10 protein-coding genes are annotated in these 11,442 nt (G+C 68.0%); 6 read left to right on the forward strand and 4 right to left on the reverse strand.

What is annotated here, in order from left to right; genetic code table 11:
* The first annotated feature begins 288 nt into the window (after nt 1-288).
* Nucleotides 289-2,466, forward strand: a complete 2,178-nt coding sequence (locus AC1DYX_RS21005; RefSeq protein WP_477262394.1) for a putative bifunctional diguanylate cyclase/phosphodiesterase — start codon at nt 289-291, stop codon at nt 2,464-2,466.
* Here the strand turns inward: AC1DYX_RS21005 and AC1DYX_RS21010 are convergent.
* The gene (locus AC1DYX_RS21010) at nt 2,439-4,724 is read right to left on the reverse strand and encodes an ATP-binding protein (RefSeq protein WP_477262396.1); all 2,286 of its coding nucleotides are present in this window, start codon (nt 4,722-4,724) and stop codon (nt 2,439-2,441) included. The genes AC1DYX_RS21005 and AC1DYX_RS21010 overlap by 28 nt on opposite strands.
* Nucleotides 4,725-4,965: 241 nt before the next feature.
* Between AC1DYX_RS21010 and ribA the strand changes: the two genes are divergently transcribed.
* From ribA to AC1DYX_RS21025, 3 genes are all read left to right on the forward strand, one after another.
* A complete protein-coding gene (gene ribA / locus AC1DYX_RS21015; RefSeq protein ID WP_477262398.1) occupies nt 4,966-5,613 on the forward strand; it encodes a GTP cyclohydrolase II in 648 nt (215 codons plus the stop codon).
* Nucleotides 5,614-5,675: 62 nt separating this feature from the next.
* Nucleotides 5,676-7,142: a S1 family peptidase gene (locus AC1DYX_RS21020; RefSeq protein WP_477262400.1), complete on the forward strand. Its 1,467-nt coding sequence runs from the start codon at nt 5,676-5,678 to the stop codon at nt 7,140-7,142.
* Nucleotides 7,139-8,107, forward strand: coding sequence for an FHA domain-containing protein (locus AC1DYX_RS21025; RefSeq protein ID WP_477262402.1), 969 nt, complete (start codon nt 7,139-7,141; stop codon nt 8,105-8,107). Before AC1DYX_RS21020 ends, AC1DYX_RS21025 begins: the two co-directional genes overlap by 4 nt.
* A gap of 6 nt (nt 8,108-8,113) precedes the next feature.
* On the opposite strand, the gene AC1DYX_RS21030 is transcribed toward AC1DYX_RS21025, so the two are convergent.
* The 3 genes from AC1DYX_RS21030 to AC1DYX_RS21040 are packed head-to-tail and all read right to left on the reverse strand — an operon-like array spanning nt 8,114 to nt 9,787.
* A complete protein-coding gene (locus AC1DYX_RS21030; protein ID WP_477262404.1) occupies nt 8,114-8,425 on the reverse strand; it encodes a hypothetical protein in 312 nt (103 codons plus the stop codon).
* A gap of 12 nt (nt 8,426-8,437) precedes the next feature.
* A complete protein-coding gene (locus AC1DYX_RS21035) occupies nt 8,438-9,589 on the reverse strand; it encodes an RNA-guided endonuclease InsQ/TnpB family protein (protein ID WP_477262412.1) in 1,152 nt (383 codons plus the stop codon).
* Complete coding sequence (locus AC1DYX_RS21040) at nt 9,590-9,787, reverse strand: helix-turn-helix domain-containing protein (RefSeq protein WP_477262406.1); 198 nt, start codon at nt 9,785-9,787, stop codon at nt 9,590-9,592.
* A 220-nt stretch (nt 9,788-10,007) separates the two neighbouring features.
* Between AC1DYX_RS21040 and AC1DYX_RS21045 the strand changes: the two genes are divergently transcribed.
* Both AC1DYX_RS21045 and AC1DYX_RS21050 read left to right on the forward strand, forming a co-directional pair.
* Nucleotides 10,008-11,087 (forward strand): sensor histidine kinase, encoded by a 1,080-nt coding sequence (locus tag AC1DYX_RS21045; protein WP_477262408.1) that lies wholly within the window; start codon nt 10,008-10,010, stop codon nt 11,085-11,087.
* On the forward strand, nt 11,075-11,442 hold a 368-nt coding region (locus AC1DYX_RS21050), incomplete at its 3' end, for a LytR/AlgR family response regulator transcription factor (protein WP_477262410.1). The genes AC1DYX_RS21045 and AC1DYX_RS21050, both read left to right, overlap by 13 nt.

Here is an 11,442-nt window from a genome sequence, read left to right on the forward strand (position 1 = left end):
GCGCTGTGCCGCAATGACCGCCGTGATCTCGCCCCTGACACTGGCGGCGATGATTTCGGCGCGCTCCAACTCCTCCATCGTAATGCTCCCGACTTTGCCCACACTCGACTCCAAACCATTCAGAATCGACAGCATGAGCTATCTAGCAAAAGCGGACATTTCTACTTTGCTAGAAGCGGACATTACAACTTTGCCCTAACACACCCTACTGGAATGAGCTCTAACGGGCGCGCGCCACTGCTGGCCACGAACTGTTAGCATGCAATAAATCGGTAACCAAAAGTCGATATGCATGCGAATCAGCCTGGCGCGGATCGCGCCGACGCCGTCCCGGACGATGCCCAGCGCCGTTTCGACGAGCTGCTCGCCCACCTGCCCGCCGGGGTCGTGATCCACGATGCCGGCGGCCGGGTGGTGTCCGCCAACCCGCAGGCGCTGGCGCTGCTGGGCAGGACCGAAGAACAGCTGCGGGGCGCGCCGGGCGTCGAGGGGCGCTGGCAATTCCTGCGCGCGGACGGCACCGTCATGCCGGCATCGGAATATCCCGTGAACGAGGTCCTCCGCACGGGCGCCAAGGTGTCGGACCTCGTCGTCGGGCTCCCCCGTCCCGTCCAGCGCGACCTGCGCTGGGTCATCTGCAACGCCTACGCAGAACGCGACGAGCACGGCGCCATGCACCGCGTCGTCGTCTGTTTCACGGATTGCACGGCCCTCAAGTACACGGAACAGTCGCTGCACAAGTCGGAGGAGCGCATGCGCCTGGCCCTGCAGGGCTCCACCGACGCGCCATGGGACTGGGACCTCGTCACCAGCGAACTCTATTATTCGGCGCGCTGGTGGGAAATGCTCGGCTACGTGCCCGGCGAACACGCCACCGACGACCAGGCCTGGATCCGCCTGATGCATCCGGAAGACCGCACGCGCATCGTCGCCTTCCTCGACGAGCTGCTGCCTGGCACGCGCCAGACCTATTCCATCGAATTCCGCCTGCGCCACCGCGACGGCCATTACGTGCCCGTGCTGAGCCGCGGCTACATCCTGCGCGACGCCACGGGCAAGGCCGTGCGACTGTCCGGCACCAACACCGACCTCACGGAGCGCAAGCAGGCCGAGCGCCGCATCCACGAACTGGCGTTTTTCGACCAGTTGACGGGCCTGCCGAACCGGCGCTTCCTGATCGAGGAACTGAGCCAGATTCTCGCGCGCAACGGCCGCGCGAGCCGCCACGGCGCCCTGCTGTTCCTCGACCTCGACAATTTCAAGCTGCTGAACGACACGATGGGCCACGACATGGGCGACCTGCTGCTGCGCGAAGTGGCACGGCGCCTGCGCCGTGCGCTGCGCGAAGGCGACCACCTGGCGCGCCTGGGCGGCGACGAATTCGTGATCGTGCTGGAAAACCTCGGCGCCACGCCGGCCGAGGCGACGGTCGAGGTCCAGGCCGTGGCCCGCAAGCTGATCGAGGTGCTCGGCGAACCGTTCATGCTGGCCGGGCGCCAGGTGTCCAGCAGCCCGAGCATCGGCGCCACGCTGTTCGACGGCGAGCCCAGCGACATCGACACCCTGCTGCGCCAGGCCGACCTGGCGATGTACCGCGCCAAGGACGAGGGCCGCAACACGCTGCGCTTCTTCGACCCCGGCATGCAGGCCGCCGTGGAGCGCCAGGCCGCGCTGTCGGCCGCACTGCGCACGGGCCTGGCGCGGCGCCAGTTCGTGCTGTACTGCCAGCCGCAATTCGGCCAGGACGGCAGCCTCGTCGGCGCGGAGGCGCTCGTGCGCTGGCAGCGCGGGGCCGGGGAGCTGGTGAGCCCCGCCGAATTCATCGGCGCGGCCGAATCCGGCGGTCTGATCACCGCGCTCGGCATGGACGTCCTGGAACAGGGTTGCCACGCACTGGTGCGCTGGGCGAAGGCACCGCAGCTGCGCGGACTGAAGCTGGCCGTGAACGTCAGCGTGCACCAGATGCGCGACCCGGACTTCCCGGAAGCCGTCGCCACGCTGCTGGCGGCGACCGGCGCCCCGGCCGACCGCCTCACCCTGGAACTGACGGAAAGCGTGTTTGCCCGCAATCCCGCCGACCTGGCCGACCGCATGCGCCAGCTGCGCGGGCTTGGCGTGAATTTCGCGCTGGACGATTTCGGCACCGGCTATTCATCGCTGGCCTACCTGGCACGCTTTCCGCTGACGGCGCTGAAGATCGACCGCTCGTTCGTGCAGGACGTCGACAGCGACCCGAACGCGTCGTCGGTCGTGGAAGCCATCATCGCGCTGGCGCGCAAGCTGCACCTGGCGACGGTGGCCGAGGGCGTGGAACTGGATGCGCAGCAGGCCTTCCTGGCCGCGCACGGCTGCGACGTGATGCAGGGCTATTTGCTGGGGCGCCCGATGGCGCTGGACGAATTCGAACTGCGCTACGGCCGGCCAGGCGCGGATGGCGCTCAGGCGGCCAACGGCAGCTCGACGTAGAAGGTCGTGCCGATGCCCTCGGCACTGTCGAACCAGATACTGCCGCCCAGTTCCTCGACGATGGTCTTGCAGATCGACAAGCCGAGGCCGGTGCCGCCCTGGCGGCGCGAATCGGCGCCGTCGGCCTGGGCGAAGCGCTGGAACACGCGCTCGCGGAACGCTTCCGGAATGCCGGCGCCCTCGTCGGCCACGGCCAGGCGCGCCGCCTCGCCACGCGCCTCGACGTGGGTACGCACCGTCGATCCCGGTTCGGAAAACTTGATCGCGTTCGACAGTAGATTCGTCAGCACCTGGGCCAGGCGGTCGCGGTCGACGTCCACGTGCGCGCCTTCCGCGCCGGGAGCAACCACGCACGACAGGGCAATCCCGTTCTGCGCGGCAAAGCTCTGCATCGCGGCGACGGCATCCTCGGCCAGCGGCAGCAGCGGCTGCACGGCGCAGTCCAACGCCATGCGGCCGGCATCCATCTTCTGCAGGTCGAGCACGTCCCCGACCAGGCGCACGAGGCGACCCGAACTGGCGTTGGCGACGTCGACCAGGCCCCGCGCATCGTCCGGCAGCTCGCCCGCCATGCCGTCGGCCAGCAGGGCCAGCGAGGCCGAGATCGCGGTCAGCGGCGTGCGCAGTTCGTGCGACACGGTCGACACGAATTCGTCCTTCATGCGCTCGACCTCCTTGCGTTCCGAGATATCGTGCGCGAACGCACTGAAGAACAGGCCGTCGCCCGTACCGGCCAGGCCCAGGGTCATCTCGACCGGAATCTCGCGGCCGTCGCGCGCCACCAGCACCCGTTCGACGCGCCGGCCCAGCGTTTCCATTTCGCCCGTCTCGAGGAAGTGGGCCAGCAGCTCGCGCGAGCGGGCCCGGTAGCGTTCCGGCATGATCAGGTCCGAGACGACGCAGCCCAGGGCTTCCTCGCGCCTCCAGCCGAGCATCTTGTCGGCCGCCGAATTCCAGTCGATGATGCGGCCGCGCATGTCGATGCCGACGAAGGCATCCTGGGCCGTCTCGATGATGTTCGCGACGCGCTGTTCGTTGGCGCGCACGCTGACCAGCGCCTGTTCCAGCTCGCGCGTGCGCTGGGCGACGCGCGCCTCGAGGGTCGCGTTCAGGTCTTCCAGTGCGCGCCGGCGCCGCACGAGATTCGCCACGAGCGCGTTCAGCGTCGTGCCCAGCGCGCGCACCTCGGCATAGCCGCCCCGCCTGACTTCGATGGTCACCGTCTCGCCGGCGCGGATGCGGCGCGCGGCGTCGGCCAGTTCGCCCAGCGGACGCGTGATACGTGTCGCCAGCGCCACGCCCGCGAGCGAGAACAGCGCGGCCAGCAGCACGCCGCAGGCCAGGCCATATTCGCGCAGGCGGCGCACGGGCGCGAACGCGTCGTCGACGTTCTGGCGCACGAGCACGGTCCAGCCCAGGCCCGGATACTCGCCGTAGCCGTGGCCGAGCGTGTAGCCGACGAGGTAGGACCGGCCGTCCGGCCACGTCTCGACGGCGTAGCCGCCATGGCGCTGCGCCTGCGCCGCTTTCAGGCTGGGCAGGGTAAGCCGCTTGCCGGCCACGTCCGCCGGGCCCAGCAGCACGTCGCCCTCCGCATCGACGATCAGCGCCTCGACCTGGCGCCGCGCGGCGATCCCGGCCATCACGGAACGCTCGACGTCGCGCGCCCATTGCCAGGACAGGTGCGCGCCCAGCACGCCGCGCGTGACGCCGTCCGCGTCCACGTACGGAAACGCCACGTCGACGAAGCGCCAGGGTTCGTGCTGCCTCGGCAGGTAGCGCGCCAGCAACATGGCCTCGTGCACGTCGCCCGCGTGGATGCCGCGCAGGGCGTTGCGGAACCATGGACGCTTCGACACGTCCACCCCTTCCAGCAGCCCCTGGGCCGCCACCTGCACCTTGCCGTCCAGTCCGGCCAGCCCGATCCAGCTGTAGTAGCCGAGGCTGCCCTGGATGCCGTCCAGGGTGGCGCGCCGGCGCTCGAGCGGCTGGTCGTCGGCCAGCGCGCGCCGGTGCGCCAGCAGGCTCACTTCGCGGTAGCGCTCGAACATGCCGCGTTCCAGCTTGTCGGAGGTCTGCATGGCCAGTTCGGCCAGGCCATGGCCGATGCTCGTCTCCACCTGTTCGGTCGACTTGCGCTCCATGAGGGCGGTCAGGGCCAGGGTCAGGACGATGGACAGCAGGACGAAGGCCAGGGCCAGCCAGGCACCGAGGGCGCGCGGCAGCAGGCGGCGGAAAAGTTTCTGGGGATTCGGCATGACAAACTGACAAGGACACGGCGCCTTTGCGCGCCACCATCAGCCTAGCACAGCGAAAATTCCGTGCGTAAATATTGTTGAGGCGTGCGTACGAATCCGTCCCCTTTTGGCCACGCCGCAGGCCCGCCTTGCATTTCCGATCAGTAGCAACCATATCGGATGAACTACACGGCTATGTCCGATTTCCGGTAAACTCGCCTGTTACTTACCCTGTTTTTCAGCCATCGGTCCAGGATCAACCATGCAAGACAACGCTAACGCGCCTTCCAACCTCGTCGACTACGTCACGTCGTGCACCCTGCCGACGCCGTGGGCGCAGTTCACCATGCATGCGTTCGTCGAACATGCGACCGGAAAGGAGCATCTCGCGATGACCCTGGGCGACCTGTCGACGGGCGACGCCCCGCTGGCGCGCATCCACTCGGAATGCCTGACGGGCGACGTGATGTTCTCGCAGCGCTGCGACTGCGGCGCCCAGCTGGAGTCCGCACTGCGCCGCATCGCCGACGAAGGCCGCGGCATCCTGCTGTACCTGCGCCAGGAAGGCCGCGGCATCGGCCTCGTCAACAAGATTCGCGCCTACCGCCTGCAGGAAGCGGGCGCCGACACGGTCGAGGCGAACCTGCAACTGGGCTTCCACGCCGATGCCCGCAACTATGAACTGGTGCTGCCGATGCTGCTGCAGTTCGGCATCGAATCCGTGCGCCTGATGACGAACAACCCGCGCAAGATCGACGCCCTCGGCAAGCTGGGCATCCAGGTCGCCGAACGCGTGCCGCTGCTCGTCAACCGCAACGCCTACAACGACAACTACCTGAATACGAAGCAGGCCAAGCTGGGGCACATGATGACCCCGGTGACCGAAGCCGTGCTCGACAGCGAAGCATAAGCACGCGGCGGGCGCTACTTCTGGCAAGATGGAACCACTCCTCTTGCCCGTCGAAGGATGGTATGCGCCCCTCCCCGCACACCCGCCGTATCCTGCTGGCCCTGATCGCGGCCGCCGTCCTCGGCGCCACCGTCGCCGTCCTCGGCACCGCTTCGATTGCCGTCGCCGCGGGCAAGGCAGTCGTCCAGCGCGAAAAGCCCGCGCCGCAACCTCCCCTCGTGATCCCGCCCGCCACGCCGCCGGCGACGACGCCACCCGCACCCGGCCCCGGCGAGACGGACGAGACGGCCGCGCTGCCCATGCCTTCCAGCGCCGCCCAGACCTTGTATTCCGCCGCCCGGGCCGACCTGCTGCAGATCCGCATGCTGCTGAAGAACGGCCGCAGCCAGTCCAGCGTCGGCTCCGGCTTCCTCGTCGGCACGGGCAACCTCGTGCTAACCAATTACCACGTCGTGTCGCAGATGGCGCTCGACCCGGACGTGTACGTCGGCGAATACGTCGACACGGACGGCAAGAGCGGCCCCGTCGAACTGCTCGCGGTGGACGTGCTGCACGACCTGGCCGTCGTGCGCGTGAACCGCAACGGCAGCGGCTTCTTCCAGGTGCCCGAGCGTCCCGTGAAACTCCTGCAGGGCCAGTACCTGTATTCGCTCGGCAACCCGCTCGACCTCGGCTTCGCCATCTCGGAAGGTTCGTATAACGGCATCGTCACTCGCAGTTTCTATGACCAACTCGTTTTCACCGGCCCCATCAATTCGGGCATGAGCGGCGGCCCCAGCGTGACGGCGGCCGGTGTCGTGGTGGGCGTGAACGTGTCCAAGCGCCTCGACGGCGAACTGGTCAGCTTCCTCGTGCCCGTCAGGTACGCCCAGGAATTGCTGGGCAGGGTCGCCGCGCAGCCGCATGCGCCGAAGAACTTCAACCCCTTGATCGGGCAGCAATTGCTGGCGCACCAGCGCGCGCTGATCGACCGGCTGCTGGGCGAACCGCTGTCGATACGCACGATGGGGCCGTACCAGGTGCCCGTGCGCGAATCGCAGCAGTTGCGCTGCTGGGGCCGCTCGAACTTCCGCGCCGAGGCGGAATTCACGCTCGACGCCGTCAGCTGCGCGATGGAGGCGGCGATCTATGTCTCGGACACGCAGCAGACGGGCCACGTGTCGATGACGCACCAGGTGATCCGCTCCAGCTCGCTGCATCCGCTGCAGTTCTCCGTGCTGGCCAGCTCGCGCTTTCGCGTCGACCGCATCGGTTCCGGCCGCGACACGCGCCTCACCCGCCCCGCCTGCGCGGAAATGTTCGTGCATACGGCCACCCTGCCCGTGCGTGCGGTGACGTGCGTGCGCGCCTACCGCAAGTTCGCCGGGCTGTACAACTTCACCCTGCTGGCCGCCAGCACGGACGACCCGAACGCGAACCTGCTGAGCCGTCTCGATCTCGCGGGCGTCTCCTACGAGAACGGCATGCGCGCCACGCGCGCGTTCCTGTCTGCGCTCGGGCGCAGCCGCACGCGTCCAGGTACCCGATGATGGGCCCCTGGTTCGTCGAATTGCTGGCCCGCAACGGCGACGTGCTGCAGCGCCAGTGCGTGGATAAATTGCCCATCCGTATAGGCCGCGACTACGGCAACGACGTGATCCTCGACGACGATTACGCGGCGCCCTCTCACGCCATCGTCGAACCGGACGCGGCCGGCCATCTGATACTGCGCGACCTCGGCAGCAAGAATGGCATCGTCGTCGCCGGCAAGCGCCGCCAGGATGCCGTGCTGGCCGGCGACACCGTCGTGCGCATCGGCCATACGTCGCTGCGCGTGCGCGCGGCCGACTTTCCCGTCGCACCGGAACTCGCCGACCACACGCTGCACGGCTGGGAAGGCGTGCTGCCGGGCGCCGTGGGCCTGCTGCTCACGGGATGCGTCGCATTGGTGGCGTGCTGGCTCAGCGACACGGAATTCTTCGAACCGGCGCGCTATGCCGAGGCACTGGCGGGCGGACTCGCCGCCGCCCTACTGTGGGGCGGCATGTGGGCCTTCGCCAACCGTCTGTTCGGACGGCACGCGCGCCTGGGCCGGCATTTGTTCGTGTTCGGCTGCGGCATCACTGCCCTGGCCGGCTGTGTCGCGCTCGCCAGCCTGCTCGCCTACGCGTTCTCGGCCGAAAACTTCACGCACTATGGGTCGCACGCGGCGACCTTGCTGCTGGCCGGCGTCATCTATTTTCATTTGAGCACGATCCGTCCACGCAACCGCGTGCGCTACCGCTGGATCTGCGCCGGCCTGGCCGTACTGTCATCCAGTCTGATCCTCGCGGGCAATGTGCAGCGCACAGGGCGCTTTTCCGACGAGCTGTATATGTCGGTGCTGCTGCCGCCGGCCGTCCGCCTCAGTCCGGACCACGGCGTGGACGAGTTCATGCGCGACGTCGAGACGATGAAGGGCCCACTCGACCGCAGCCGCGGGCGCAAGCCGGGTGACGACCAGATCGACGACTAGCCATCGTCAGGACAGCGGAATCGTCAGGCGCGCGATCTCGAGCGACCCGTCCTCGTCGAAAATCGGGCAGCGTTCGGCGATCTCGACGGCCTCGTTGAAATCCGCCGCCTCGACGACCGAATAGCCGCACAGCGAACTGGCGGATTCCTTCGGTCCGAGCAGGCGGCGCGGGATCTCGACGGCGCTGTGCGTGAGGCTGCCGCGCTCGATGACGCGCGAGCCCATGCTGTCGAACCACACGGCCCAGCGCGCCAGGTCGTGGCGCGTATCGGAATCGGCGCCCGGCGCGCCGTGGTACACGAACAGGAAACGTTCCATGGCTTTCTGCTATCAAAAATGTGAGCACAAGTGCCCACCGTTCTCTTCCTGCCCCGAGCCGTCCTGCTGACCGTGCTCGTGCCTGGCAGGCGTCACTTTCCCGCCTCCCGCCAGCCCATCGCTGGCGGCAGTGCCAAGCGTCACCGCCCGGCTCGCCAAGGGTAGCGCAGTTTGCGCCGCGAGGGCGCCGGTTGCGAGCCGTTGCAGATTGGTCGCCGCGTTCACGTCGCGGTCGTGATGCGCGCCGCACGCGGCGCAGGTCCAGGTGCGTTCCCCCAGGCTCAGCGTGGCGTATCGGTCGCCGCACGCCGAACACAGCTTGCTCGACGGATACCACCGGTCCGCCAGCACGAGTCGGGTACCGTAGCGCTCGGCCTTGTACTGCAACTGGCGCCTGAATTCATAAAAGCCGACGTCGCCGATCGCACGCGCCAGACGGGCATTGGCCAGCATCCCGCGTACGTTCAGGTCCTCGATCACGACCGTTTGATTTTCGCGGCACAACCGGGTGGTCAGTTTGTGCATGAAGTCGGCGCGCACGCGGGCGATGCGCTCGTGCAGTCGCGCCAGCGCGCGAGCGCCACACGTCCTGTTCTTCGATACCGGCAGCCGTGTACCTTTCGGGATCGGTCCCTTGATGCCGGCTGCTTTCTTGGCCGCATCCAGCTTGCGTGACTGGCGCCGCGAGCGGATGCGCAGGCGCCGCAGCGCCGCCGCGAGCGGGCGCGGTGCGGCGATTTTCTCGCCGTTCGACAGGGTGGCGGCCGCACTCACGCCCAGGTCGACGCCGATGACGCCGTCACCCGTGCGGCGCAGGCGCGCAACGTGATCGGGCACCTCGACCTGCACCGCCAGATACCAGTGGTCGGCCTGGCGCCCGACACTTGCCCCTATGATCCTGCCGTGCCAGCGCAGATGCTCGCGCATTTGCACGCGCCCGACTTTCGGCAACACGGCTTCCCTCCCTGCGATCCGGAATTTATCGTTGGCAAGGTAGAACGCATCGCGACAACGCCCTTTCCTCTTGAAACGCGGTCGGTGCGCCTGTTGGCCTGTGCGGCGCTGATTGAAGTAGCGGGACCACGCTTTTGCCAGGTTCGCGAAGGGTTGCGCGTGGGCGTCGCGGTGGATTATGCGCAGCCAGGGCTGGCCGTCGTCGTCCAGTCAGTCCGGGTCCAAATACTTGATGCGATTGAACTGCTTCTTCAGTGCCATCGCATTTGGTTTCTGGCCGGCGGCGACCTGGCGGTTCCACTCGGCGAGCGCCCAGTTCCAGACGCGCCGGGCGGTACCGGCAGCGCGCACAAAATAGTCGCGCTGCGCAGGTGTCGGATCGAGTCGGAGCCGGTGGGACAGGAGCATGATCGTGGATTCCGTTTAGTAGGGCGTTGGACCAAAGCGCGCTGAACAAGTTCCGGATCTCGTCAGAGAATGTGCACGGTCGGCGCACATATCGACACATTCGGCCATCAACTTGAAAGCCAGGTCGCATCTCCTGTGGTTGCTCGGCTCGACGTTTGCAGAACCGCGGTGCGGACGCCGCACCGCTGCCTGCCGCCACCCTTTTGACAAGCCGACAAGGATGGCCGATCATCCCCGCATGAGCTTCCTGCGCCGCAACGCCGTCTTCGTATCCGCCTGGATCCTGTTCTGGATCCTGATGGTCCTCGTCGCCGTGCAGGACTTCGTGCGCAACGAGCACAGCCATGCGATCTGGAAACCGCTGCTGTGGGAAGGCTCGTCCGCGCTCGTCGTGAGCGTGCTGGCCCTCGTGCAACTGCGCTGGTCGCAGCAAGACGAATACCTGCTGGGCACGCCGTGGCGCTGGTTCGCGCGCCAGGCGCGCTGGCTGCCGATGTACTGGATCGCCTTCGTCCCCCTCGCCTTCGGCCTGCGCCACGCCGTCTACGCGCTGGTCGGCGAAACCTACCGCCACGACACCGTGCCGCAGCTGTTCCTGTACGAATCGATGAAGATCTCGATCTTCTTCGGCCTGTTCATGGCGGTCCGCTTCGGCGTCAAGTCGTACCGCGCCCTGCTGGAAGAGCGGCTGCGCGCGGAACGGGCGAACGCCCTGCTGCACCAGGCGCAGCTGCAGCGCCTCGGCCAGCAGATGCAACCGCACTTCCTGTTCAATGCGCTCAACACGGTGTCGGCGCTGATCTGGACGGACCCGGCGCGTGCCGACGCGATGCTGACGCAGCTGGCCGACGTGCTGCGCGAAACACTGGCCATCGGCGACCGCCACGCCGCGCCGCTCGCGACCGAGTTGCGCCTCGCGCGCGGCTATGCGGACGTGATGGCGGAGCGCTACGCCGACCGCGTCGCCATCGCCTGGCACGTCGACGACACCCTGCTCGACCGCGAAGTACCCGTGATGAGCCTGCAGCCACTGCTGGAAAACGTGTTCAAGCATACGGTCGAACGACGCCGCGGCCGGACGCGGATCGGCGTGTCCGTCCGCCGCGAGGGTGACGAACTCGTGCTGGGCGTCGAGGACGATGCGGGCCGGCTGGCGGTGCCGGAGCGTCCCGGCGGCATCGGCCTTGCGAACCTGCGCGCGCGCCTGGCCGCGCTGTATGGCGACGCGGCGCGGCTGGACCTGACGGCCAGGCCGCAGGGTGGCGTGCGCGCCGTTGTGAGGTTGCCATGCGCCTCCTGATCGTCGACGACGAGCGCCCGGCGCGCATGCGGCTGCGCCACCTGCTGGCGCAGCAGGACGGCATCGCCGCCGTCGAGGAAGCGGCGGACGGCATCGATGCACTGGAACGCATCGCCAGCTTCCGCCCGGACGCGCTGTTGCTCGACATCGAGATGCCCGAGCTGTCCGGCATCGAACTGGCGGCCTCGCTGCCGGAGCCGGCGCCGCTCGTCGTCTTCGTCACCGCCTACGACCGCTACGCGTGCGACGCGTTCGATGCCGACGCCATCGACTACCTGCTCAAGCCCTGTGACAGCGCCCGCCTCGGCCGCGCGCTGGCGCGCCTGCGCACGCGGCTGGCGGCGCGGCCGCAGGC

Source organism: Massilia sp. P2_C2, from assembly GCF_056404615.1.

Excerpts from the sequence above, each read along its gene's own strand:
- AC1DYX_RS21005 (WP_477262394.1), top strand. The coding sequence starts at position 289 with ATGCATGCGAATCAGCCTGGCGCGGATCGCGCCGACGCCGTCCCGGAC.
- AC1DYX_RS21010 (WP_477262396.1), bottom strand. The coding sequence starts at position 4,724 with ATGCCGAATCCCCAGAAACTTTTCCGCCGCCTGCTGCCGCGCGCCCTC.
- ribA (WP_477262398.1), top strand. The coding sequence starts at position 4,966 with ATGCAAGACAACGCTAACGCGCCTTCCAACCTCGTCGACTACGTCACG.
- AC1DYX_RS21020 (WP_477262400.1), top strand. The coding sequence starts at position 5,676 with ATGCGCCCCTCCCCGCACACCCGCCGTATCCTGCTGGCCCTGATCGCG.
- AC1DYX_RS21025 (WP_477262402.1), top strand. The coding sequence starts at position 7,139 with ATGATGGGCCCCTGGTTCGTCGAATTGCTGGCCCGCAACGGCGACGTG.
- AC1DYX_RS21030 (WP_477262404.1), bottom strand. The coding sequence starts at position 8,425 with ATGGAACGTTTCCTGTTCGTGTACCACGGCGCGCCGGGCGCCGATTCC.
- AC1DYX_RS21040 (WP_477262406.1), bottom strand. The coding sequence starts at position 9,787 with ATGCTCCTGTCCCACCGGCTCCGACTCGATCCGACACCTGCGCAGCGC.
- AC1DYX_RS21045 (WP_477262408.1), top strand. The coding sequence starts at position 10,008 with ATGGCCGATCATCCCCGCATGAGCTTCCTGCGCCGCAACGCCGTCTTC.